We start from the raw sequence: 23142 nt of genomic DNA, 5'->3' as shown, positions 1-23142 counted from the left end.
CTATACTATGACAGGTCTGACAATAAGTAAAGCGCCAAGGAATCTTAACCTATAGTTTATTTACTATTGTATGTTTGGTATTCAGAGATAATATCATCTGAAGATGTGATCAATTTAGCTCCCTGCTGGATTAATAGGTTGCTCCCCTCGGAGAGAGGAGAATCAAGTCTGCCTGGAAGAGCAAATACATCTCTTCCTTCATTTAAACTGAACTCTGCAGTAATCAATGATCCGCTTTTCCTGTTTGCCTGTGTGACCAGCACTGCTTGAGTCATTCCGCTGATAATTCTGTTTCGAAGAGGAAAATGCCAGCGCTGAGGTCTTGTATCAGGCGGATATTCAGATACCAAAAGGTGCTTGCTGGCCATAAAATCAGCTAATTTATGGTTTGAAGCGGGATAGATATGGTAAAAACCACCGCCTATCACTCCGATTGTTTCGCCCTTGCATCCTATCGTCATCCGGTGGGCAAACTCATCGGCACCGGCTGCAAGCCCGCTGACAATCACGAAACCTTCTGTAACTAATTGTGGAAGAAGGTGTTTTAATGAAGCTTCTGTGTACTCATCCGCTTTTCTGGAGCCTACAATGGCGATTTTCCGTTCTCTGGCCAGCAGTTCTTTTCTTCCTGAATAGAACAAAACCCAGGGCGGATCATAGATATTTTTCAACAAAGGAGGATAATCTTTGTCCAGCATCGTGATAAAGCCTATTCTTTCTTCTTCATATTGCTTTGCCTTTTTTATCGGATCAAACGAATGGAATTGGCGGTAAAATGTGTTGATTTTACTATAAGGGATGGGCAGGATTCTGGATAATTCTTTTGGGGACAAAGTTGTGATTTCCCGGGGACCCGAGGTGTGGTTCATAAGCAGTGAGACCGACTTCCAGCCTATGCTGTCACAGTGCTGCAGGGCAAATAGAATATTTCTGTCTGAATTCATTATGACCTCCTGGATTTGGATATTTTCTGTGCTTTACACGGGAGTTTGTATTAGGGGGTGGAGAGGGATGGGGGGACCTTAAAATGTTGTATTGGAAAAAGGACTGAATATGAATGGCTTATCCATTATATTCAGTCCTTTTTCTACTATATTAATGAGTTTTACATTTATCGTAGATTCCTTGGTCTTTCAGAACCTTGATCAATGTTTCACCCATATCGGAAGGTGTCGGAGCTACTTCGATTCCGCACTCATTCATAACACGGATCTTTTCATCTGCAGTTCCTTTACCGCCAGAGATGATCGCACCAGCATGGCCCATGCGCTTACCTGGAGGTGCTGTACGTCCGCCGATGAATCCTACAACCGGCTTCGTCATGTTGGCTTTAACCCACTCTGCAGCTTCTTCTTCAGCCGTTCCGCCGATTTCACCAATCATGATAACAGCGTAAGTATCTTCATCTTCATTGAAGGCTTTCAATACATCGATAAAGTCTGTACCATTGACAGGGTCACCGCCGATACCAACTGCAGTGGATTGCCCGATGCCTTCCTGAGAAAGCTGGTGAACTGCCTCATATGTCAATGTACCAGAACGGGACACAACACCTACATGGCCTTTCGTATGGATGTATCCAGGCATGATACCGATTTTACACTCATCAGGAGTGATAACGCCAGGACAGTTAGGACCTACAAGACGAGTCTTTTTGCCTTCCATGTAGCGTTTCACTTTCACCATATCAAGAACCGGGATATGTTCTGTAATACAGATGGCCAGATCCAATTCAGCATCTACAGCTTCCAGGATCGCATCTGCAGCGAATGGAGCTGGAACATAGATGACTGAAGCATTTGCGCCAGTTTCTTTCTTCGCTTCTTCCACTGTATTGAATACAGGAACACCTTCTACTTCAGTTCCGCCTTTTCCTGGTGTAACACCAGCAACGATCTGCGTACCGTATTCAAGCATTTGCTTCGTATGGAAAAGAGCAGTCGAACCAGTAATACCCTGAACAATAACTTTTGTATCTTTATTAATAAATACGCTCATTAGTCCTCCGCCTTTCTTATCCTACTTGCTCAACAATTTTTTGTGCACCGTCCGCCATTGATTCAGCGGAAATGATATTCAAGCCTGATTCATTCAGGATTTTCTTTCCTAAGTCAACATTCGTTCCTTCAAGACGAACTACCAATGGAACTTTAAGCTCCACTTGCTTAGCAGCTTCTACGACACCTTCAGCGATGACGTCACATTTCATGATTCCGCCGAAGATATTTACGAAGATTCCTTTTACATTTTCATCTGAAAGGATGATTTTGAATGCTTCCGTTACTTTCTCAGCTGTAGCTCCGCCCCCAACATCAAGGAAATTGGCAGGGTCGCCGCCGTAATGCTTGACGATATCCATTGTAGCCATCGCCAAACCTGCACCGTTAACCATACAGCCAATGTTTCCATCAAGGGAAATGTAGCTCAAGTCATATTTGGAAGCTTCGATTTCTTTTGCATCTTCCTCTTCAAGGTCGCGCAGCTCCAAAACATCTTTCTGGCGGTATAAAGCGTTGGAATCAAAGTTGAACTTAGCATCCAATGCCATTACATTTCCATCGCCAGTAACTACCAACGGGTTGATTTCCACGATGGAAGCGTCCTTTTGAACATACACGTTATAAAGACCAAGCATGAACTTAGCCGCTTTATTAACTAGTTCTTTAGGGATATTGATGTTGAATGCAATGCGGCGTGCCTGGAAACCAGTCAATCCGACTACAGGATCAATATACTCTTTGAAGATCTTTTCCGGAGTTTCCGCAGCAACTTCCTCGATTTCAGTACCGCCTTCTTCAGATGCCATCAAAACAACTTGGGAAGTCGCACGGTCAAGAACAAGACCAACATAATATTCTTTCTTAATGTCACAGCCTTCTTCGATAAGTAAGCGCTTTACTTCTTTACCTTCCGGGCCTGTTTGGTGAGTTACTAATGTTTTTCCTAGCAGCTCTTCTGCATATGTACGAACTTCGTCAAGACTCTTTGCAATTTTAACTCCGCCTGCTTTACCGCGGCCGCCTGCATGAATTTGTGCTTTTACTACATAAACACTTGAATCCAATGTTTTTGCCGCTTCTACCGCTTCATCCGGAGTAAAAGCCACTTTACCGTTAGGTACAGCTACCCCATTATTTCTGAGGATTTCTTTACCTTGATATTCATGGATATTCATTTTCCATCCTCCTATCAAACTCTTTCAAAAATAGACTGCGCTTTCATTGTATAAAATGAAAGATTATATGTCTACCAGTTTGCAAAAAATATTATATTAATTTAAAAATTCAGAAATGCAACAGAGTCAAAAAACGTATATTTTTCAGGGTCTGCTCTTGAAAACGTTATCTTGGAAAAATAAAAAAAGGAAAGAAGATTCACAAACCTAATCTTTGGACAAGGACTCTTTCCATGCTAATATAATCAATTTCTTTTCGCTTCCTTATCCACTCTGTATAGAAAGGCAAATACTTCGGCTACGGCCTGATAAAGATCTTCAGGGATCGATTCATTAATATCCAGGTTTCCAAGCAGTTCAACCAGGTTCTTGTCTTCCTGGATCGGTACATTATGTTCCTTTGCTCTTTGCAGAATATTCTCTGCTATCAACCCTTTTCCTTTGGCAATGACTTTGGGTGCCTGCTGTTTCTCTTGTTCATAATGAAGAGCGATTGCTTGTTTTCTCATAAATTCATTCTCTTTTTTCATATTTTCAAGTCCACTCCCGAATAGGAAACTTCCCCCGTCATTTCCTGGTACATTCTTTCCGGCGCATACCCGCTTTCGGACTGCTTGAAATTAAGAGCGGATACTTTATACCCAATCATTTCAAGTCCTTGCTTCAAAACTAAAGAAAAAGGGGCTGCCATGTCTTTTAGAGCAGGAGTATCATTATATATATTTAAAGTGACGGCTCTGTTCTGTACCCCCATGTCGACGACTACTTCTTTAATATTCTCCAGCTCAAGATAGAATAATATCCTGCAATATGCTGGATCAAGCTGTCCGTTTTCCATTTTCCTGCCTGACCATTGCATGGTAACGTCTGTTGTTTGGTTAAGCCAGGATAGAGGAAATTGGTATTGAATAATCTGCAATGGGCCGTTCTCTCCAGATAAAACCGACTGTCCATTCAACTTATATAGCAGCCTCTCCCCATATTCTCTTATCTCTCCAGCAGGAATTTCTTGTAAGAGTGCAATCAGGCTCATCTTCAAGGATTCGTTCAAGGCAGGAGCCCCAGCTGCAAGCTTCGCCTCGTAATTTATCCCAAGCTTGGAGATCAGCTCTTTGATAATGGCAGGAAGGTTTTCTTTATGGATGCCGTCTTCAGCAGACAAAAGCTGTTGAAGCAGCCTGATGGCCGGCTGTTCAGGAGCGGCTTCATCATCCAGTTGCTGCACTAATCTTTTAAAACTTGAATGAACCCCTTCTTCTTTCCCTGAGTGCATGCCAAAAAGGAGTTTAAATCTTTCCAAATCATTCAACTCATGCACTGTCCCTTTTTGAAGAATCAGCTTGTCACCTTCTGAAAGCAATGCCAGGGCAGGCCTTATTAGTTCCTGTCTGGTCCCTTTTTCTGAATCGATATCTTTTACAACCGACTCAATTTCCCTTATAAAAGCCTGTACTTCCCTGTCAGGGGTTTTTATCGCCGACATGAATTCAAGCAAGGCTGTCAGCTTACCCCTTACTTGTGCTGCAGAAGGACTGCTGTTGATGAAGTGAGATGAAAGTTGGCTTGTTCTCCCTTCCTTGTCCGGTGATGTTTTAACACTTTGTAGAGTAGTTTCTTCAGGCAATAATCCAAGCGCTTGAAGAAGTTTTAATGCAGAGGTCCTTATTGAATTACTAATATCCAGGTCTTTGATCATATCTGAAGCACGGCCGGCCGCTTTCCGTAAGAGGTAAGGAGTTTCAATTTGTTTTATCCCGCTTAATATCCTGAGCACTTCATTCATCTCAGCAGATTTGGAGGAGCTTTTTTGAAGAGCCGTTTCCAGCCCCTCTATCATACTTGACATGGGTTCCATACTTTTCCCATGAAGATGAGAATAAAATAAAGGCTTAGAGACCGTTATATTGGCTCCCTTTATTTTTATAAGAGCCTCAATTCCCGCATTCTTGTCAGGAGTTTCCTTGAGCAAATCACTCATCAAGACCAGTTCTTTTTCCGTGAAGGGGAGGGAATTTTTCACAAGCATCGATATTAGCTGCTTAATGTTCCCTCGTTGTGGGAGACTTAACTCGTTTAACAACTTCTCAGGAAGGGCCGGGTTGGGATTTTTGCCATTTGCAGGAGATGCAGAAATTACCCTGAGTTTCAATATTCCTTCATCCCCAACTTCCACTTTGAATAGATAATGGTTTCCAGCAGTGAGAGGAGCTTCAAGCTTCGCAATCGTTTTCTGGCCATTATAATTTATAACTGCCATTCCTTCCGGGAGAAGTTTATCCATCTTCGCAAAAATCATTTGCCCGTCCATTAATTTCGATGGATATTGTAACTTTGATAAAGTTTGATAGGACCCTTGAATACTTCGTTCAAGCATGTATACACCACCTTCTCTACCTCTGCATAAGCTCCTTCACCGGTGCAAAGGATTTCCGATGGATGGGGGATGGACCCTGATTTTTCAATCCTTCCAGGTGCTCCTTTGTCCCGTAACCCATATTCTTTTCTAATCCATATCCGCTGTAAGTACGGGAATACTCCTCCATCATTCTATCTCTTGTCACTTTTGCCACAATGGATGCGGCAGCGATGGATATACTGCGGGCATCTCCTTTGATAAGAGACATTTCCGGGTAGGGTGAACCCAGTTCCATTGCATCAATGAGAAGATAGTCTGGATTCATCCCAAGACTCTTCAGCGCTGCTGTCATTGCTTTTTTGGATGCCTGATAGATATTCAGCTCGTCTATTTCTTGAGGAGAAATGATGCCTGTTCCCCATGCTATCGCTTCTTGAGTAATATAGTCATAGAAATCCTCACGCTGCTTCTCTGACAGCTTTTTTGAATCGTTGATGCCAAGTAAGTGAAAATCAGAAGGAAGCACCACAGCTGCTGCTACGACAGGTCCAGCAAGCGGCCCTCTTCCTACCTCATCAATACCGGCTATCAAGTCAAATCCTTGAAGCCTCAGATCTTTCTCAAAAGAACTCATATGCGCGAATTCTTCTTGCAAAACCCTTTGCTTCTCCCTATCACTGTACCATCTTGCTACAATTTTCTGGATTCCCTTTCTGTCATCTTGCAAGAAAGATTGGAATCGTCCATCATCCTCATTTGTAATTTCTTTAATGATTTCTTCTGCTTCTGCGATTGTATATGTATTTGGCATAACTTGCTCTCCTATTTTCTATAAAGATGGTCATTTTTTATATCGGCGAAGGACAGTGAAAATAAATAAGCTGATTCAATAAGGGTATATCCTCCTACGGAATCAGCTTTTTGTTCTATTCTTCCTCACTATATTCTCCGGGAATATCGAACGTTAACTTGCCAAGCCGTTCACTTCTTATATCACGGACAATCAAATCTGAGGTTTTATCGTAATCAACTCCGCCGCCTGAAATCAAGCAGCCTCTTTGGGTACCGATTTTATCAAATACTTCTACAATTTCTTCCGGGAAGAAGTCGATACCATAACGCTCTTCCAGGCGTTTTGGATAATGACTTTCTAAAAACCGCAAACCATATACAGCAATATCCTGCAGATTCAAGATGGTATCCTTGATTGCTCCGGTCAAGGCAAGTTTGTATCCGACTTCTTCGTCTTCAAACTTCGGCCATAAGATTCCAGGCGTATCAAGAAGCTCCATTTCCTTCCCAACCTTGATCCATTGCTGTGCTTTTGTCACACCAGGTGTATTACCTGTTTTAGCAATATTTTTCTTCGCAAGCCTGTTAATCAAAGTGGACTTTCCAACGTTCGGAATACCGACAATCATCGCCCTGATTGCTCTCGGTTTCATCCCCCTTGCTCTCATCCTGTCAAACTTCTCACTCAATATATCTTTTGATGCTTTAACTATATCCCCAAGGCCTGTCCCGCCTTGCGCATTGACTGCCAATGCCTTTATCCCTCTATCGGAAAAATAGTTAATCCACTGATCCGTCATCATTTTATCTGCCATGTCAGCTTTGTTTAAAAGGACGAGGCGGGGCTTTTGCTGAACGACTTCATCAATCATAGGGTTCCTTGATGAAATCGGTATGCGGGCATCTACAAGTTCGATAATGATATCTACAAGCTTAAGTTTCTCTGTAACCTGTCTTCTGGCTTTTGCCATATGTCCGGGAAACCACTGAATAGTCATATAATCACCTCCGATAAATATATTCGCTAAGAAAAGTCCACTTACTTAATAAGTTCTATATCCTGAATCGGCCAGTAGATGACATTTGTATTGCCGATGACCTCATCGATATCAACGACACCTATATGACGGCTGTCTTTACTGAAGCGCCGGTTATCCCCCATGACAAACAGGGTGCCCTCCGGAACGGTTTCCCGTCCGATTTTTTCTTCAAGAGTAAAATCTTCTGTTAACAGGCCCCCGTCAATCTGTTCCTTATATTCTTCCAAATAAGGCTCTTCATATGCCTTGCCGTTAACATAGAGTACATCGTTCTCGTATTCGACTGTATCCCCAGGAAGCCCTATTACACGCTTGATATAGTCCTTTTGTTCAGGTGCATGAAAGACAACTATATCGAATCTGTCAGGTTCCCCTACAGTATAACTTAATTTGTTTACAATCATCCTGTCACCATTATGTAAGGTCGGCATCATTGATAATCCATCCACGACGATCGGTGTAAATAAAAAATAGCGAATCAGTGCAGCAAGTCCAACTGCTATCAATAATGCTTTAGTCCATTCCCACAGTTCATTCTTCTGCTTGGCCACCAGGTTCCCCTCCTGCTTCTCGATTATTTCTTATATTTGATATTCTACAAAAAATAGCCGCTGCTTACATCTGATATACCCCAAAACAGGATATATGATGCAGTTAGAGTGATTTTAGAAGTATATGTATAATGCATTGTCTGCAAACTGAAAAAGGAGCTTGTCACCAAGCTCCTTTTCATCTTAAAATTATCGAATTTCTTTGATACGAGCAGCTTTACCGCGCAGGTTACGCAAGTAGTAAAGTTTCGCACGGCGTACTTTACCGCGGCGAATAACTTCAAGCTTCGCAATTTTTGGTGTGTGTACAGGGAATGTACGCTCAACACCAACACCATAAGAAATTTTACGAACTGTGAACGTTTCGCTGATTCCGCCACCGCGACGGCTGATAACTACACCTTCGAATACCTGGATACGCTCGCGAGTACCCTCAACGATGTTAACGTGTACGCGAACTGTATCACCAGGACGGAAAGATGGTAAATCAGAGCGAAGTTGTTCTTTTGTAATTTCTTCGATCAATTTGTGCATCTATTTCATCTCCTTCCACCAGATGCTCTTACAAAAACGATTTATTGCAGCGGAACACCCTAATCGATGACCCGGCAGAAAATATCTGATCAAGTCACAAAGGTAATAATACCATATCACCAATCATGAATCAACTAGTTTCTATCATTTTTCCATTCTTCAAGCCATTTTTTTTGCCGTTTGTTCAACTCTTTATTTTCCAGCAAGTCCGGTCTTCTCTCATAAGTTCTTTTAAGAGACTCCCTTTCCCTCCACTCTTCTATGAGCTTATGGTTACCTGATATCAGTTCCTCAGGCACTTTCATCCCCCTGAAATCAGATGGCCTTGTATAATGAGGATGCTCTAGAAACCCGGAAGAAAAGGAATCAAGGACAGGCGAGTCCTCATTCCCCAGCACCCCGGGAAGAAGCCGTACAACACTGTCTACAACCACCATTGCCCCCAGTTCTCCACCAGTAAGAACAAAATCACCTATAGAAATTTCGTCGGTCACAACATGCTCACGAATTCTTTCATCATACCCTTCGTAATGACCGCAGACAAAAATCAAATGATCTTCCTTAGCAAGCTCCTCAGCTTTTTCCTGATTAAATCGCTTTCCTTGCGGACATAGAAGGATAACACGGGGCTTCTTTGTATTTTCCTGCCCCCCGGAGAGTGAATCGACTGCATCAAAAATCGGCTGGGGCTTCAGGACCATGCCCGCTCCTCCACCGTATGGATAATCGTCCACCTGACCGTGTTTGTTATCAGCAAATTCACGGAAATTGACAACATTATATTGGACAGCACCTTTTTCTTGTGCTTTTTTTAAGATGGACTCACCAAAAACACCGCTGAACATGGAAGGAAACAAGGAAAGGACATCAATCTTCATCATGACAAAAGCCCTTCCATGGGTTCAATGATAATCAACTTATTCTCCACATCGATTTCCTTCACAATTTCATCGATGAATGGAATCAGGATTTCTTTTCCTTTTGTTCCTTTCACAACCCAGACATCATTTGCGCCGGGTGTCAGGATCTCTTTGATCGAACCTATTTCTTCACCATCATTGGTCTTCACTTCACATCCGATAATCTCATGGAAGTAATACTCTCCTTCTTCCAGGTCTCCCAACTGGGTTTCATTGACTTTGAGGATTCCGTTCTTGAATGATTCAACTTCACTGATGTCATGAAGCCCTTTAAATGTCAGCAGATCGAAGTTTTTATGTTTACGGTGGGATTCGACTGTCAATTCAACAGGATGTCCTTCTTTTTCCTGAAAAAGATAAAGAGTGCTTCCAGCCTTATACCTTTCTTCAGGAAAATCAGTCCTTGATATGACTCTGACTTCTCCTCTGACACCATGAGTGTTCACTATCTTGCCAACGTTATACCACTTCTCCATCTGTATCACCTCTAACGTATTTCACTTATATATCCGTCTTTTATGACAATTGTCCGTGAGGAATTCTTTTCTTCCCAATTATCCCCCACTTCCACTTCTACAATCCCCTGAATCTCTTTATCCTTCAACTCACTGCCCAGTGGAAGTATATTGAGCTGGTCAATTTGAAAGTCTGTAAGCTTGATTTTTTCAATTCTTGAATCTATTTCTTTTTCAAAATGAGCTTTAAGATTCTGAGAGGAGTACTTTTTGGTTTTTTCCATCTTCTTCAGTTCAAATCTCAGTTGTTCACATTCTTTTTGCAGTTGGAATTTCTTCCCCTCATACTTTTCAAGCAACGCTTTCTTGCTTGCTTCCGTTAAAACCTGGTTAACCGTGACATTCTGGAGAATCTTCATTTTTCCGCCTCCTGTGAATGTTGCTTTTGCATTAAAAGAGTCGTTGATTTCCGCTCCAGCTGCGCGACTCCGCGGGGCGGGCGGTGAGCCTCCTCGGCATCGCCTGCGGGGTCTCACCTGTCCCGCTAGTCCCGCAGGAGGTCGCACAGCTTCCGCTCCAATCAACGCAATGAACAAAACAATGACTTCTATTTAAATCATTCAAATGTTCTTCATAAACTCTCAAGGATTTCTTAGGACGAGGTTAAACCAAAAAGGTTTTCTGATTAAACCAGTCCTTAAAAATAAAATAGCATTTAAAATTGATCAGAACCCAGAGATGTATATTAAAAACCAGCATTCCGCCTGGCATTATAAAATGGTATGTAAAAAGGGAGGCTTATTGTCCTCCCTTTGCTAACTGTCTTATATGTCCGGGCTAAGCTCTCCTCTATCAAAAAGAATACCTTATGCCCGCTCTTGCTGTTTTATTCTGCGATTTCAAGAAAGACTCTCTTTTTTTCATGTGATCCTGCTGCTGCATAAACCACTGTTCGAATCGACTTTGCGACTCGTCCCTGTTTTCCGATCACTTTACCCATATCCTCCGGATGAAGCATAAGCTTATAAGTGATGGAATCATCCTTTTCCTCAACATGTACTTCTACATCTTCAGGCCGGTCCACAAGGGGAGCCACAATCGTTAAGATCAAATCTTTCATTTGTTCCACAATTATTTGCTGTTTTTAGCGTTGTGGAATTTTTCCATGATACCTTGTTTAGAGAAAAGGTTACGAACTGTGTCAGATGGTTTAGCACCATTTTGCAGCCATTTAAGAGCTAGCTCTTCATTGATATCAACTACAGCTGGTTGAGCAACCGGGTTGTAAGTTCCAACTGTTTCGATTTGACGTCCATCACGTGGTGAACGAGAATCTGCTACTACAATACGATAGAAAGGAGACTTTTTAGCTCCCATACGTTTTAAACGAATTTTTACTGCCATGTTTAAAGCACCTCCGAATAGTTTTACACAAGTAGATATATTATCAGTGTGTATTTTGTTTGTAAAGTGTTTTTTCTTAACAGTTGAATTTTCTTTTAATCTGTTAAGGTTTTCAGCTTACATAAACGGGAATTTAAAGCCTTTTTTCTTGCCTTTGGCCTGCATTCCGCTCATTTGCTTCATCATTTTTTTCATATCTTCGAATTGTTTAAGCAAGCGGTTGACTTCCTGGATATTCCTTCCGCTTCCTCTTGCAATTCGTTTTTTCCGGCTGGCATTGATGGTTTCCGGATGCTGCTTCTCTTCTTTGGTCATGGATTGAATGATCGCTTCTACATGACTAAGCTGCTTTTCATCCACTTGAAGCTTATCCAGGCCTTTCATCTTGTTTGCTCCCGGCATCATCTTGATCAACTCATCAAGAGGACCCATTTGCTTAACTTGTCCCAGCTGATCGAGGAAATCCTCAAATGTAAAGGACATCGTCCTCATTTTCTTTTCAAGTTCTTTTGCTTTATCTTCATCAACATTTGCCTGAGCTTTTTCAATCAGTGAGAGTACATCTCCCATGCCAAGGATACGGGAAGCCATCCGCTCCGGATGGAACGGTTCGAGTGCGTCCAACTTTTCACCCATCCCGACGAACTTAATCGGTTTCTCTGTAACAGATCGGATGGAAAGGGCTGCTCCGCCTCGCGTATCTCCATCGAGCTTCGTCAAGACAACCCCTGAGATACCCAATGATTCGTTAAAGCTCTGTGCAACATTGACTGCGTCCTGTCCGGTCATCGCATCGACGACAAGAAAAATCTCATCAGGATTTGCAAGTTCCTTGATATCTTCCAATTCACCCATCAGTTTTTCATCAATATGAAGACGTCCGGCTGTATCAATCAGAACATAGTCATGGTGCTCTTCCTTGGCTTTCTCAATTGCCTGCTTTGCAATTTCAACAGGACTGACTTGATCGCCCAATGAGAAAACAGGCATGCTCAGTTGTTTCCCGAGAGTTTCCAGCTGCTTGATTGCTGCCGGACGATAAATATCTGCCGCAACCAGCAATGGTTTACGGTTATATTTCTTTCTCAGAAGGTTAGCGAGCTTACCAGTGGTCGTTGTCTTACCTGCACCCTGGAGACCAACCATCATGATGACGGTAGGCGGACGCTTGGCGACAGCAATCTGGCTTTGCTCCCCACCCATTAATTCGGTAAGTTCCTCTTTAACGACTTTGATGACCTGCTGCCCCGGTGTCAAGCTCTGCATGACTTCCTGGCCAACAGCCCTTTCACTTACCTTCTTAACGAACGTTTTTACTACTTTGAAGTTTACGTCTGCTTCAAGCAATGCAAGACGGACTTCACGCATCATTTCTTTTACATCCGCTTCATTGACTTTCCCTTTTCCGCGGATCTTCTGAATTGTGCCTTGCAGTCGGTCGGCTAATCCTTCAAATGCCATAAGTGCCGCCTCCTAATCCAATTTCTCGAGCTTTCCGAACAGCTCTTCAAGTTCCGACGTTTTATTGTCATGTGTATTAAGCAACTGTTTGATTTCCCGCAAAAGCGTGTTTCGCTCTTGAAACTTCTGAAATAATAAAAGCTTTTCTTCATATTCTTCAAGCATCGCTTCTGTACGCTTGATATTGTCATAAACTGCTTGACGGCTGATCTCATATTCCTCGGCGATTTCGCCCAGAGAAAAGTCGTCCAAGTAGTAGAGGGACATATAGCTGCTCTGCTTAGGAGTTAAAAGCGACTGATAAAAATCATACAGATAGTTCATACGGGTCGTCTTCTCCAGCATTTCCTCTCCCCCTTGTGTTAAGTGAAAAACCTTTACATTAGAAGAATACAGGGGATTTTGGGGAATGTCAAGTATCAAAAGTGGAGGTACCCCGTTCAGCGGCGTACAGATTGGAGGGCCACTGCATGAGATAAAGGAATCACGAAGAGCGAAGCGATTCGATGATGACTTATCGTAAGGAAGGGGACCGAAATCTGCTAGCCGCTGGGGTACCGGAACTGGACGAATCAAAAGCGGAAGCGGCCGTTCAGCTCCGTACAGATTGGAGGGCTTCTGCATGAGATAAAGGAAACACAACGAACGAAGTGAGTTGATGTTGACTTATCGCAAGGAAGAAGACCGAAATCTGCTAGGAGCTGGCCGCTGGAGCTGGACGAATCAAAAGTGGAGGTACCCCGTTCAGCGGCGTACAGATTGGAGGGCCACTGCATGAGATAAAGGAATCACGAAGAGCGAAGCGATTCGATGATGACTTATCGCAAGGAAGAAGACCGAAATCTGCTAGGAGCTGGCCGCTGGAGCTGGACGAATCAAAAGTGGAGGTACCCCGTTCAGCGGCGTACAGATTGGAGGGCTGGGAAGAATGAAAAAACCGCGATAAGCAGAATCACTTATCGCGGCTGAAATAACTTACTCTTCTTCTTCAATCTCTTCTTCGTCCACTATATTGGAGAAAAGGCCGTATACATATTTTTCAGCGTCGAATGGCTGCAGGTCATCGACCTTTTCACCCAAGCCGACAAATTTCACCGGAATTTGAAGTTCATTTTTGATTCCGATTACGATTCCGCCTTTTGCCGTACCATCAAGCTTCGTCAGGACGATACCTGAAACAGCAGTTGATTCTTTGAAAGTCTTGGCTTGAAGCAGGGCATTTTGGCCTGTAGTCGCATCCAGTACCAGAAGCACTTCATGTGGTGCATTTGGAATTTCCCGCTCAATGACTCTTTTGACTTTTTGCAGCTCGTTCATGAGGTTTACTTTATTCTGCAAGCGTCCGGCTGTATCACAAAGAAGGATATCCGCTTTCTTCGCTTTGGCAGATTGGACAGCATCATAGATTACTGCTGCAGGATCAGACCCTTCGGAGTGCTTGATTACAGGGACTCCGGTTCTCTCTCCCCAGACTTCAAGCTGGTCGATTGCCCCGGCGCGGAAGGTATCGCCGGCAGCCAGCAGGACGTTCTTGCCCTGCTCCTTGAACATATGAGCCATCTTTCCGATTGTCGTCGTCTTCCCAACACCGTTGACCCCGACAAACAGGATAACTGTCAAAGTATCATCCTGAATATTCAACTCACTGGAAGCTCCATCATCGCCTTCGTAGATTTCTACCAGTTTTTCAGAAATAACACTTTGAAGTTCGCTTGTTTCCTGGATGTTTTGACGTTTTGCTTCGAATTTCAATTGATCCACCAATTCCATCACTGTATCAAAACCGACATCCGCACCGATCAGGATCTCTTCCAATTCTTCAAAGAAATCTTCGTCTACTTTTCGGTATTTTGCTACAAGGTCATTCACTTTCGAAGTGAAGTTATTCCTTGTTTTAGATAGGCCGTCTTTAAATTTATTCGTTACAGTATCTGAAGAGGTTGTAAATTTCTCTTTTAATTTCTTAAAAAAACTCACTCTAAGCACCTGCCTTATTTAACTTGAACAAACTCTTTAGTATCCTCCAGCCTTACTGAAACCAGCATAGAAACACCTGACTCCTGCATGGTTACACCATAGAGGACGTGTGCTTCCTCCATCGTCCCTTTTCGATGGGTGATGACGATGAATTGAGTTTCCTGGCTGAATTTCTTTAAATATTTACTGAATCTTTGGACATTGGCTTCATCCAGTGCGGCTTCGACCTCATCCAGTATGCAGAATGGAACCGGGCGGACTTTCAAGATTGAGAATAACAAGGCGATTGCCGTCAAAGCCCGCTCTCCTCCTGAAAGCAAGCCAAGGTTTTGAAGTTTCTTACCCGGCGGCTGGGCTACGATATCTACTCCGGTATTCAACAAATCATCTGGTTGAGTCAGCTTTAACTCCGCTCTTCCCCCTCCGAACAATGCTGAGAATACTCCCTCGAATTCAGCCTTGATGGCATGGAAAGTGTAGTCAAACCTCTTAACCATTTCGGTGTCCATTTCCTTGATGACTTCATGGAGGGTATCTTTCGCCTCCTGTAAATCTGCTTGCTGTTCAAGCAGGAATTGGTACCGCTCAGATACCCGTTCATACTCATCAATCGACCCAAGATTGACTGTTCCCAGTTCCTCCAGAGCCATTTTGATAAGTTTCACTTTCTTCCTTGCTTCACCAATTTCCAAAGTCAGTGGATAATCTTCTTTTGCGGCTTCAAAGGTTAACATATATTCTTCTCTTAGATGGGCAAGCCTGTTTTCAAGTTCAACATCAAGCCGGTTGATTTTCACTTCCTCATCTTTCAGAGCTCCCATTAGTCCCTTATGCTGCCTTTTCAACTCTTTGAGGTGAAGTTCTTCATCCTCCACTTGAATTTGAAGCTTCATTCTCTCTTCACGGCGGCTGCTGATCAGATTTGCCGTCTCCTGTTTTTCACGGGCCCTTGCATCAGCATCGCTCTGAAGCTGCTCTTCACCGGAAAAATCGTTTTCCATTTCGCCAGAAAGCCAGTTGAGGTCTTCCTCATAATCTGCCTGTTTCTTTTCTGACTGTTCTAATTCGTCATTCAAACGTGACAGTACACTATTGCTGGCATTCAGCTGCTCATAACGGGCAGCAAGGTTTGCCTTTAACTCACTGATAGCATCTGCAATTTCTTCTTTTGACGACCTGTCATTATTTTTCTGATCGGTTAACTCCTCAATTCGAGCTTCCATTGTCAAGAGTTCCTGAGAAATAGAACCTAGTTCCGCTTTGAGTTCTTGAATCCGTGTTTCATTCTTGTTTTTCTGATCTGAAAATTCCCCTTTTTCCATGTCATACATGGACAGTCTTTCATTCATATTCTTTTGGGAAAGTTCCAATTCTCTCTGCCTGGATTTCTGCTCCTGTTCTTTGTATCTGAGCTGTTCGCCTTGAAGCCTCATATCTTCAAGTTTTTTCTCACTACGTGCAATATCCGCTTTATACTTTTTGATCTGCTCTTCCAGTCCTGTTGTTTTTACTTCCATTTGCTTAAGCTTTTCTGTCAGTTCTTCCAGTTCGCTTTTCCTGCTGAGAAGAGAGGATTTCTTTTGTTTGGACGCACCGCCTGACATGGATCCGCCGGGATTGACGACATCTCCATCGAGCGTGACGAAACGATACCTGTAGCCTGCTGTTTTCGCCAGGGCATTTGCACCTTTAAGGTCCTTAGTTATGATGACATTTCCCAATAAGTTACTTATAATTGATTCGTATTTGCGATCATATTCCAGGAGTTCGGAAGCAACTCCCACAAAAGACTCCTGACCGCTCATTAAGGATAACTGTGATGAAGGAATCGTTTTTCCTTTTATCACGTTCATCGGCAGAAATGTCGCCCGTCCATATTGATTTTTTTTCAAAAACGAAATAGCATCACGGCCATGTGATTCGCTTTCTACGACGACATGCTGCATGGACGCGCCAAGCGCAGTCTCCATTGCTTTGTCATACTGTTTGGGAACCGAAACCAATTCCGCCACAGCGCCTTCTATCCCTTGCAGGACACTGCTTCTCGCTTTGAGGACTTCCTTTACGCCCTGAAAGAAGCCTGAATAGTCATCCTCCATTTCCTCCAGCATTTCTTTTCGTGACTTTGCCTGCTGCAGGAATTGATAAGCCTGATACAAAGTAGTTTCAAGTTTCTGATATCTGCTTTTCATTGATTCGAGGTCAGTTTTTTCATTTCTGAAGGCGACAACCTGTAAATCAATAGACTCTTTCAGTTCTTTTAATCTTATTTCTGTTTCTTTTTGCGCTTTTTGAATTTCCTCGCGTTGAGCAAGGAATTTTTCATTATCTTCATCCAGCCTCTTGCTGCGCCCGGTTTGCTGTTCGAGCTGATTTTGCAAATAGTGAATTTCATTTTTCGCAGCTGCCTGGCGATTCAATTTTTCAATATAGTCGCCTTTCAGGGTTTCTATCATTGTTTCAATGTCATCATTGAAATACTCATAACGTTTTTGTTTCTCGGACAGTAAACCCTTCAGCTTTTCTGTTTCCGTTTTGATGGCGTTGTACTCAGTTTCAGTCTCCCGCTTCTCTTTTAAAAGCTTTTCAATTCGGACCTTAGCTTCTTCAATGTTTTTTTCTAGTTGTTCACGATTGTTTGACGCGTTTTTCTTACGTTCTTGAAGAACTTGTTTTCTTCCTTGAAGTTTTTCCAGTTCTTCGCTTGTAGATAGAAGAACCTCCTGCAGCTGAGTAATGGATTCGTCGAGTGCTGCTGCGTTATCCCTTAGTTTTTCAAGATGAGCTTCTCTTTTTTGAATTTCTGAAGATAATTTAAGTTCATCTTTTCCATGCAGTTCAAATGCACGGCTCAAATCCTGCCATTGTTGATGAAGGTCTTCAATCTCATAAACGGTGACCCCGACTTCCACTTTTTCGAGCTCGTCTTTTTTCTCAAGGTAATCCCTGGCCATCGAGGCTTGAATTTTCAATGGTTCAACTTGTCCTTCAAGTTCTGAAATAATATCATTGACCCGGTTAAGGTTGTCCTGGGTTTCATGAAGTTTGGCTTCCGCCTTCTTTTTTCTGTTTTTATACTTTAGTACACCTGCTGCATCTTCAAAGATCGTCCGGCGTTCTTCTGGTTTGCTGTTCAGGATTTCTTCGACTTTCCCCTGGCTTATGATCGAGAAAGCTTCTTTGCCCAACCCTGAGTCCATAAACAGTTCAATGATATCTTTCAGTCTGCATGGCTGCTTATTCAAAAGATAATCACTGTCACCTGACCTGAATACTCTCCGTGTCACACTCACTTCACTGTACTCTATCGGGAGCGCTCCGTCACTATTATCTAAAGTCAGTGTGACCTCAGCGAAGTTCAATGGTTTTCTCGAGTCACTCCCGGCAAAAATGACATCTTCCATTTTTGCACCGCGAAGTGACTTGGCTGACTGTTCACCGAGCACCCATCGGATGGCATCAATGATATTGCTTTTCCCACTTCCGTTGGGACCGACCACTGCTGTTACACCGGGAACAAAATCAACAGAAATTCTTTCTGCAAACGATTTGAATCCTATGACATCTAGTTGTTTGAGGAACATAGTCTTCCCCCTTAATTTTCTTCAAGCTTCTGCTTCAATTTTTCCAACGCCATTTGGGCAGCGTGCTGTTCAGCTTCTTTTTTCGATCTTCCGTTCCCGACACCAAGTTCTTCTCCATTAAGGCAGACTCTTGATACAAATTCACGATTATGGGCAGGGCCTTTTTCCTGAAGGATTCCATACTCTATTAGACCTGCACTGTCTCTTTGGACAAGCTCCTGAAGTTGACTTTTAAAATCCATCACATGAGAAAAAGCACCGGAATTGATTTTAGGGTAGACATTTTTTTCTAATATTGTCAGTACTGTTTCAAGTCCCTGATCCAAGTAGAGTGCGCCTATGAAGGCTTCAAACACATCTGCCAGAAGAGCAGGACGTTCCCTTCCGCCTGTCAATTCTTCTCCTTTTCCAAGCAGGACAAGTCCACCGAATTTCAACTCATTCGCAAATGTCACCAATGAAGGCTCGCAGACGATGGCGGCTCGCAGTTTGGTCAATTCCCCTTCACTCATAGTTGGGTATTTTTTATATAGAAATTGTGAAACGGTCAGTTCCAGTACAGCATCGCCAAGAAATTCAAGACGTTCATTGTCTTCATAGGGCTTTTTCCGATGCTCATTCACATATGATGAATGGGTAAAGGCTTGTCTGAGCAGTTTCTCGTTATTAAATTTAATATCATGCTCCCTTTGGAACTCTTTAAATTTTTCATCAATGATCTGCATTGATTGTTTATCCCTGTTTCTTACTTGTTTCCGCATTGGGCCTCCACCTTGCTTTTTATGATTACGATATTTTTTAGTAATTAAGTTGATTTCCGCTGCAGCCGGACGACTCCGCGGGGCGGGCGGTGAGCCTCCTCGGCCGCCTGCGGGGTCTCACCTGTCCCGCTAGACCCGCAGGAGGTCGCCCAGCTTCCGCTTCAATCAACAATTTGTATAATGGCACATTACTTAGAAAAAGTCTTTGACTATGATAAATTTTTTCACACTACTCAAGTTTATGATAAAACTGGCGAAATCGCAAAATTTGTTTGTATTTGTCAGCAGTGTTACATAAGGTTGATTTTATAAAAATAAGAGGTTGTTCTTGAAGAGGCAGACACTTGAATAAAGAGGCTGCTGACAGCGAATGCTGTGCCCTCCTATCCAGAACATACCGTGCCGTAACTCTTCAAAAACAGCCTCTTAAAAGGAACAAGCGCTCCGCAATATCGCGGAGCACCATAAAAGAACATCGATTAGCCTTTGTTATTTATGTAGTTCACAGCGTCACCGACTGTTGCGATTTTTTCTGCATCATCATCAGAAATTTCCATATCGAACTCATCTTCAAGTTCCATAACCAATTCTACTACGTCTAGTGAATCAGCACCTAAATCTTCTTTGAAAGAAGCTTCAAGAGTTACTTGAGATTCGTCAACTCCAAGGCGGTCAACGATAATTTTTGTTACGCGATCTAGTACTTCTGCCATTCTTGTCACCTCCCCTCAAGTAATTATAGTAGATTTCATTGAATAATCAAGAACCGTTTGTTAATTTCCCCTGTCAGGGTACCAAACAATTCAAAACTATTCGGTTACATAACCATTCCACCGTCAACGTGAAGTGTCTGCCCAGTCATGTAAGATGAATCTTCAGATGCCAGGAAGCTTACCACTTTGGCAATATCCTTTGCTTCCCCGAATCTGCTTAACGGAATGCCCTTCAGCATTTCGGATTTCACTTCTTCACTTAATTCATCCGTCATATCTGTGGATATAAATCCTGGAGCAACAGCATTGACCGTGATGCCTCTTGCTGCAAGCTCTCTTGCAGATGTCTTTGTCAAACCGATGACGCCGGATTTAGCTGCCACGTAGTTTGCCTGGCCCGGGTTCCCGCTCACTCCGACAATGGAGGAAATATTGATGATCCTTCCGCTCCGCTGTTTCATCATTTGGCGGCTGACAGCTTTGGTGCAGAGGAATACACCTTTTAAGTTAGTATTGATAACATCATCCCACTCATTTTCTTTCATTCTCATCAACAGGTTGTCTCTGGTGATTCCAGCATTATTGACAAGGATATCAAGAGAACCGAAACGGGATATCGTTTCTTTTACCATAGCTTGGACAGAATCGCCGTCAGCAACGTTACACTGAATGGAAAAAGCATCTCTGCCCATGGCTTTAATCTCATCTGTCACTTCATTCGCCTTTGCTTCACTTCCTGCATAATTCACAGCAACATTGGCACCTTGGCGTGCAAGCTCAAGTGCGATTTCTCTTCCGATCCCTCTTGAAGCACCGGTAACTAGAGCAGTTTTTCCTTCAAGATTCATTGTGCAGCCTCCTTCAGCTTCTCTACTGTATCTCTAAAACTTTCTTCATCACTTACTGAGAAAGTATTGACCCGGCGGTTGACCTTCTTAATCAATCCCGAAAGAACTTTTCCAGGGCCGATTTCGATAAATGTATCCACTCCCGCATCAAGCAGCTCGACCACTGTATCTTCCCAAAGGACAGGTGAATAAAGCTGCTCAATCAAGCGTTCTTTAATTTCTGATGCATTCGTCATTGGTTTTGCATTTACATTTGCAATGACAGGAACCTCTGCATCCTTGATATCAAGAGCATCCAGCACGCTGGAGAATTTTTCAGCAGCAGGCTTCATTAAAGAAGAATGGAACGGTCCGCTTACCTGCAGAGGAAGTACGCGTTTGGCACCCTCTTCTTTGGCAAGGTCGGAAGCCAGTTCTACCCCGCGGAAAGATCCTGAAATGACAATTTGTCCTGGACAATTCAAGTTTGCAAGGCCGACATGGTTGCCTTCCGAAGATATTCTCTCTGTGACTTCAGAAAGTTTATCCCGGTCCATCCCCAGTACGGCGGCCATTGTACCTTCCCCTGCAGGGACAGCCTCTTCCATATACTCTCCTCGTTTACGCACAGCATAAACTCCATCTTCAAATGAAAGTGCACCTGACGCTACAAGTGCGGAATACTCCCCAAGGCTGTGGCCGGCTGTATAGTCAGGCTTGATGCCCTCGGATACGAGCAGCTGCATGAATGCAATACTGGTTGTAAGCAATGCCGGCTGTGCATTCTCCGTTAAAGTCAATTTATCCTGCGGTCCTTCAAAGATAAGGTTAGAGAGATTGATCCCGAGTCTCTGATCCGCACTTTTAAAGTACTCTTCCACTTGTGGAAATTTTTCTGCCAGTTCTTTGCCCATTCCGGCCTTCTGAGATCCTTGGCCGGGAAATACAAACGCTATTTTACCCATATTATCCCCGCTTCCCTTTCATTATTCTTCATTCTCTTGCTTTGTTACAGCTTCCCTTATGGTAGTAGACACGGAGTTGCTGACCATCTGCCTCGCTTGCCGGACTGCATTAAATAATGCATTGGCATTGGAGGACCCATGCGCTTTAATGACAGGTGCATTCAAGCCGAACAATCCCGCACCACCGTATTCAGTATAATCAAGCATGTTTTTCAGTTCTTTTAAATCACTTTTAATCAGACCTGCTGCAACCTTATTCTTTAAGGAAGATGTAAGGGTTGTTTTCAGCATGGAGAAAATAGACAGCGCTGTCCCTTCTATAGTCTTCAGCACCATGTTCCCTGTAAATCCGTCTGTCACAACAACATCGGCGGCACCTTCGAGCAGATCCCGTGATTCAACATTTCCAATGAAATTAATTTCAGCATCCTGAAGAAGGGAAAATGCCGCTTTAGTCAATTCATTTCCCTTTTTTTCTTCAGTTCCAATGTTCAGCAATCCCACTCTTGGCTTGGATATACCTCTTACTTTTTCAGCATAGATGCTTCCCATTAAGGCGTATTGAAGCAGATGTTCAGGTTTGGCATCCACATTTGCACCAAGATCAAGCATCAGGAATCCACTTCCGTCCAAAGTAGGCAGTGTAGGCGCAAGAGCAGGGCGTTCGATGCCTTTGATCCTTCCTACGATGAATAAGCCTGACGTCATGAGGGCTCCGGTATTTCCAGCAGAAATACAAGCATCCGCCTTTCCATCCGCGACCGCCTGGGCCATCAAGACCATGGAAGCGTTTTTTTTCCGCCTCACCGCCCTTACCGGTTCATCAGTTCCCAAAATTACTTCTGTTGTATGTACAATCTCGATTCTTTCATGCTCGCCGATTTCCGCCTTTATCTTTTCCTCATCGCCGAATAAAATGATTTCAACATCCTGAAATTCATCCACAGCCTTTTTAGCACCAAGCACAATCTCTTTTGGAGCATTGTCACCGCCCATTGCATCAATGGCTATCTTCATTGTTCATCATCCTTTTCTGCATCGTTTGAACGATACATTTCAAATTCGCCGGCAAATACTTTTTCGCCGCCTACATAACTATTTACTTCCACAATCGTCCGTTCTTTATGTATGCCGGTAACCTTCGCTTTGGCAATTACCCGTTCTCCTTCTTTAACAGGACGAGTAAAGCGGATCTGCGATTTAGCAGTCAGCGCCAGTTCGTCATTGATCACTGCAACAGCTAAAGAATTCGCCTGGGCGAACAAATGATGGCCGCGCGCAATCCGGTTCCGTTTAAAAACATGCTCTCCTTTTACATCAAAGATAGATATTGCATTCCGGTCCAGGTCGATATCAATGATTTCCCCTATGACTTCCTCTATAGGAAGGGATTTCACTTCATCATCAAATGTCTTTTCAGCCACATGCTTAATTCTTTCCCTTAATTCCGGAATTGAAAGTTCCATCCGGTCAAGCCTGATCGTCTGGACACTAACATTAAACCGTTCAGCCAGCTCCTCATCTGTTATAAAAGGGTTCTCTTTTATCGTATCCGACAAATGGATTTGCCGTTGTTTTTTTGTTGGTCTCATTTTAAACACCATCCGCTACTAGTACTAGGTACTAA

General features: G+C 43.1%; 24 protein-coding genes. All 24 read right to left on the bottom strand.

The genetic code is table 11. From position 1 onward, the window contains the following. Positions 1 to 56: 56 nt before the first annotated feature. Positions 57 to 944 carry a DNA-processing protein DprA gene (dprA, locus tag ACOJQI_RS07760; protein WP_421384568.1) on the bottom strand — a complete coding sequence of 296 codons (888 nt, stop codon included), beginning with the start codon at positions 942 to 944 and terminating at the stop codon, positions 57 to 59. 151 nt (positions 945 to 1095) lie between these two features. After that, the gene (gene sucD, locus ACOJQI_RS07755; protein WP_409253687.1) at positions 1096 to 1998 is read right to left on the bottom strand and encodes a succinate--CoA ligase subunit alpha; all 903 of its coding nucleotides are present in this window, start codon (positions 1996 to 1998) and stop codon (positions 1096 to 1098) included. 16 nt (positions 1999 to 2014) lie between these two features. After that, positions 2015 to 3175 (bottom strand): ADP-forming succinate--CoA ligase subunit beta, encoded by a 1161-nt coding sequence (gene sucC / locus ACOJQI_RS07750; RefSeq protein WP_421384566.1) that lies wholly within the window; start codon positions 3173 to 3175, stop codon positions 2015 to 2017. A 245-nt stretch (positions 3176 to 3420) separates the two neighbouring features. Further along, positions 3421 to 3705 (bottom strand): EscU/YscU/HrcU family type III secretion system export apparatus switch protein, encoded by a 285-nt coding sequence (locus ACOJQI_RS07745; protein WP_421384564.1) that lies wholly within the window; start codon positions 3703 to 3705, stop codon positions 3421 to 3423. Further along, positions 3702 to 5549 (bottom strand): hypothetical protein, encoded by a 1848-nt coding sequence (locus ACOJQI_RS07740; RefSeq protein ID WP_421384563.1) that lies wholly within the window; start codon positions 5547 to 5549, stop codon positions 3702 to 3704. Before ACOJQI_RS07740 ends, ACOJQI_RS07745 begins: the two co-directional genes overlap by 4 nt. 16 nt (positions 5550 to 5565) lie before the next feature. Then, complete coding sequence (locus tag ACOJQI_RS07735) at positions 5566 to 6342, bottom strand: ribonuclease HII (protein WP_421384561.1); 777 nt, start codon at positions 6340 to 6342, stop codon at positions 5566 to 5568. Positions 6343 to 6457: 115 nt separating this feature from the next. Next, the gene (gene ylqF / locus ACOJQI_RS07730) at positions 6458 to 7321 is read right to left on the bottom strand and encodes a ribosome biogenesis GTPase YlqF (RefSeq protein WP_421384559.1); all 864 of its coding nucleotides are present in this window, start codon (positions 7319 to 7321) and stop codon (positions 6458 to 6460) included. A gap of 41 nt (positions 7322 to 7362) precedes the next feature. Further along, positions 7363 to 7914, bottom strand: a complete 552-nt coding sequence (lepB, locus tag ACOJQI_RS07725; protein ID WP_421384557.1) for a signal peptidase I — start codon at positions 7912 to 7914, stop codon at positions 7363 to 7365. A gap of 189 nt (positions 7915 to 8103) precedes the next feature. Beyond that, complete coding sequence (gene rplS, locus ACOJQI_RS07720; protein ID WP_421384555.1) at positions 8104 to 8448, bottom strand: 50S ribosomal protein L19; 345 nt, start codon at positions 8446 to 8448, stop codon at positions 8104 to 8106. Positions 8449 to 8582: 134 nt separating this feature from the next. Continuing rightward, positions 8583 to 9326: a tRNA (guanosine(37)-N1)-methyltransferase TrmD gene (gene trmD / locus ACOJQI_RS07715; protein WP_421385421.1), complete on the bottom strand. Its 744-nt coding sequence runs from the start codon at positions 9324 to 9326 to the stop codon at positions 8583 to 8585. Next, entirely contained in the window at positions 9326 to 9844 is a 519-nt protein-coding gene (gene rimM, locus ACOJQI_RS07710; protein ID WP_421384554.1) for a ribosome maturation factor RimM, read from the bottom strand. The genes trmD and rimM overlap by 1 nt, the downstream gene beginning before the upstream one ends. 11 nt (positions 9845 to 9855) lie before the next feature. Continuing rightward, the gene (locus tag ACOJQI_RS07705) at positions 9856 to 10242 is read right to left on the bottom strand and encodes a YlqD family protein (protein ID WP_421384553.1); all 387 of its coding nucleotides are present in this window, start codon (positions 10240 to 10242) and stop codon (positions 9856 to 9858) included. A gap of 467 nt (positions 10243 to 10709) precedes the next feature. Next, positions 10710 to 10943 carry a KH domain-containing protein gene (locus tag ACOJQI_RS07700; protein WP_421384551.1) on the bottom strand — a complete coding sequence of 78 codons (234 nt, stop codon included), beginning with the start codon at positions 10941 to 10943 and terminating at the stop codon, positions 10710 to 10712. A gap of 11 nt (positions 10944 to 10954) precedes the next feature. After that, positions 10955 to 11227, bottom strand: coding sequence for a 30S ribosomal protein S16 (gene rpsP / locus ACOJQI_RS07695; RefSeq protein ID WP_119545936.1), 273 nt, complete (start codon positions 11225 to 11227; stop codon positions 10955 to 10957). A gap of 117 nt (positions 11228 to 11344) precedes the next feature. After that, positions 11345 to 12688, bottom strand: coding sequence for a signal recognition particle protein (ffh, locus tag ACOJQI_RS07690; RefSeq protein WP_421384550.1), 1344 nt, complete (start codon positions 12686 to 12688; stop codon positions 11345 to 11347). Between the two features lie 12 nt (positions 12689 to 12700). Further along, the gene (locus ACOJQI_RS07685; protein WP_421384548.1) at positions 12701 to 13033 is read right to left on the bottom strand and encodes a putative DNA-binding protein; all 333 of its coding nucleotides are present in this window, start codon (positions 13031 to 13033) and stop codon (positions 12701 to 12703) included. Positions 13034 to 13663: 630 nt separating this feature from the next. After that, complete coding sequence (gene ftsY / locus ACOJQI_RS07680; protein WP_421384547.1) at positions 13664 to 14665, bottom strand: signal recognition particle-docking protein FtsY; 1002 nt, start codon at positions 14663 to 14665, stop codon at positions 13664 to 13666. A gap of 14 nt (positions 14666 to 14679) precedes the next feature. Then, entirely contained in the window at positions 14680 to 18249 is a 3570-nt protein-coding gene (gene smc / locus ACOJQI_RS07675) for a chromosome segregation protein SMC (RefSeq protein ID WP_421384546.1), read from the bottom strand. Between the two features lie 11 nt (positions 18250 to 18260). Continuing rightward, positions 18261 to 19010 carry a ribonuclease III gene (gene rnc / locus ACOJQI_RS07670; RefSeq protein WP_421384544.1) on the bottom strand — a complete coding sequence of 250 codons (750 nt, stop codon included), beginning with the start codon at positions 19008 to 19010 and terminating at the stop codon, positions 18261 to 18263. Between the two features lie 479 nt (positions 19011 to 19489). Then, positions 19490 to 19723 carry an acyl carrier protein gene (acpP, locus tag ACOJQI_RS07665; RefSeq protein WP_006838176.1) on the bottom strand — a complete coding sequence of 78 codons (234 nt, stop codon included), beginning with the start codon at positions 19721 to 19723 and terminating at the stop codon, positions 19490 to 19492. 104 nt (positions 19724 to 19827) lie between these two features. Next, positions 19828 to 20571: a 3-oxoacyl-[acyl-carrier-protein] reductase gene (fabG, locus tag ACOJQI_RS07660; RefSeq protein WP_421384542.1), complete on the bottom strand. Its 744-nt coding sequence runs from the start codon at positions 20569 to 20571 to the stop codon at positions 19828 to 19830. Further along, positions 20568 to 21515 carry an ACP S-malonyltransferase gene (fabD, locus tag ACOJQI_RS07655; protein ID WP_421384541.1) on the bottom strand — a complete coding sequence of 316 codons (948 nt, stop codon included), beginning with the start codon at positions 21513 to 21515 and terminating at the stop codon, positions 20568 to 20570. Before fabD ends, fabG begins: the two co-directional genes overlap by 4 nt. A gap of 21 nt (positions 21516 to 21536) precedes the next feature. Then, the gene (gene plsX / locus ACOJQI_RS07650) at positions 21537 to 22532 is read right to left on the bottom strand and encodes a phosphate acyltransferase PlsX (protein WP_421384539.1); all 996 of its coding nucleotides are present in this window, start codon (positions 22530 to 22532) and stop codon (positions 21537 to 21539) included. Continuing rightward, positions 22529 to 23107, bottom strand: a complete 579-nt coding sequence (gene fapR / locus ACOJQI_RS07645) for a transcription factor FapR (RefSeq protein WP_421384538.1) — start codon at positions 23105 to 23107, stop codon at positions 22529 to 22531. The genes plsX and fapR overlap by 4 nt, the downstream gene beginning before the upstream one ends. Between the last annotated feature and the right edge of the window lie 35 nt (positions 23108 to 23142).

Source organism: Bacillus salacetis, assembly GCF_049177075.1.
In the GTDB taxonomy this organism is placed as follows: Bacteria; Bacillota; Bacilli; order Bacillales; family Bacillaceae_B; genus Rossellomorea; species Rossellomorea salacetis_A.
Note: the sequence above shows the minus strand (reverse complement) of the source record. Positions and strands in the feature narration are given on the sequence as shown.

What these genes read in the sequence shown, in the direction of transcription:
- fapR (WP_421384538.1), bottom strand. Translation starts at nt 23,107, where the DNA reads ATGAGACCAACAAAAAAACAACGGCAAATCCATTTGTCGGATACGATA.
- ylqF (WP_421384559.1), bottom strand. Translation starts at nt 7,321, where the DNA reads ATGACTATTCAGTGGTTTCCCGGACATATGGCAAAAGCCAGAAGACAG.
- acpP (WP_006838176.1), bottom strand. Translation starts at nt 19,723, where the DNA reads ATGGCAGAAGTACTAGATCGCGTAACAAAAATTATCGTTGACCGCCTT.
- sucC (WP_421384566.1), bottom strand. Translation starts at nt 3,175, where the DNA reads ATGAATATCCATGAATATCAAGGTAAAGAAATCCTCAGAAATAATGGG.
- ACOJQI_RS07705 (WP_421384553.1), bottom strand. Translation starts at nt 10,242, where the DNA reads ATGAAGATTCTCCAGAATGTCACGGTTAACCAGGTTTTAACGGAAGCA.
- ffh (WP_421384550.1), bottom strand. Translation starts at nt 12,688, where the DNA reads ATGGCATTTGAAGGATTAGCCGACCGACTGCAAGGCACAATTCAGAAG.
- ACOJQI_RS07740 (WP_421384563.1), bottom strand. Translation starts at nt 5,549, where the DNA reads ATGCTTGAACGAAGTATTCAAGGGTCCTATCAAACTTTATCAAAGTTA.
- rpsP (WP_119545936.1), bottom strand. Translation starts at nt 11,227, where the DNA reads ATGGCAGTAAAAATTCGTTTAAAACGTATGGGAGCTAAAAAGTCTCCT.
- rimM (WP_421384554.1), bottom strand. Translation starts at nt 9,844, where the DNA reads ATGGAGAAGTGGTATAACGTTGGCAAGATAGTGAACACTCATGGTGTC.
- plsX (WP_421384539.1), bottom strand. Translation starts at nt 22,532, where the DNA reads ATGAAGATAGCCATTGATGCAATGGGCGGTGACAATGCTCCAAAAGAG.
- ACOJQI_RS07685 (WP_421384548.1), bottom strand. Translation starts at nt 13,033, where the DNA reads ATGCTGGAGAAGACGACCCGTATGAACTATCTGTATGATTTTTATCAG.
- smc (WP_421384546.1), bottom strand. Translation starts at nt 18,249, where the DNA reads ATGTTCCTCAAACAACTAGATGTCATAGGATTCAAATCGTTTGCAGAA.
- ACOJQI_RS07735 (WP_421384561.1), bottom strand. Translation starts at nt 6,342, where the DNA reads ATGCCAAATACATATACAATCGCAGAAGCAGAAGAAATCATTAAAGAA.
- fabD (WP_421384541.1), bottom strand. Translation starts at nt 21,515, where the DNA reads ATGGGTAAAATAGCGTTTGTATTTCCCGGCCAAGGATCTCAGAAGGCC.
- rplS (WP_421384555.1), bottom strand. Translation starts at nt 8,448, where the DNA reads ATGCACAAATTGATCGAAGAAATTACAAAAGAACAACTTCGCTCTGAT.
- dprA (WP_421384568.1), bottom strand. Translation starts at nt 944, where the DNA reads ATGAATTCAGACAGAAATATTCTATTTGCCCTGCAGCACTGTGACAGC.
- fabG (WP_421384542.1), bottom strand. Translation starts at nt 20,571, where the DNA reads ATGAATCTTGAAGGAAAAACTGCTCTAGTTACCGGTGCTTCAAGAGGG.
- rnc (WP_421384544.1), bottom strand. Translation starts at nt 19,010, where the DNA reads ATGCGGAAACAAGTAAGAAACAGGGATAAACAATCAATGCAGATCATT.
- ACOJQI_RS07700 (WP_421384551.1), bottom strand. Translation starts at nt 10,943, where the DNA reads ATGAAAGATTTGATCTTAACGATTGTGGCTCCCCTTGTGGACCGGCCT.
- trmD (WP_421385421.1), bottom strand. Translation starts at nt 9,326, where the DNA reads ATGAAGATTGATGTCCTTTCCTTGTTTCCTTCCATGTTCAGCGGTGTT.
- ACOJQI_RS07745 (WP_421384564.1), bottom strand. Translation starts at nt 3,705, where the DNA reads ATGAAAAAAGAGAATGAATTTATGAGAAAACAAGCAATCGCTCTTCAT.
- sucD (WP_409253687.1), bottom strand. Translation starts at nt 1,998, where the DNA reads ATGAGCGTATTTATTAATAAAGATACAAAAGTTATTGTTCAGGGTATT.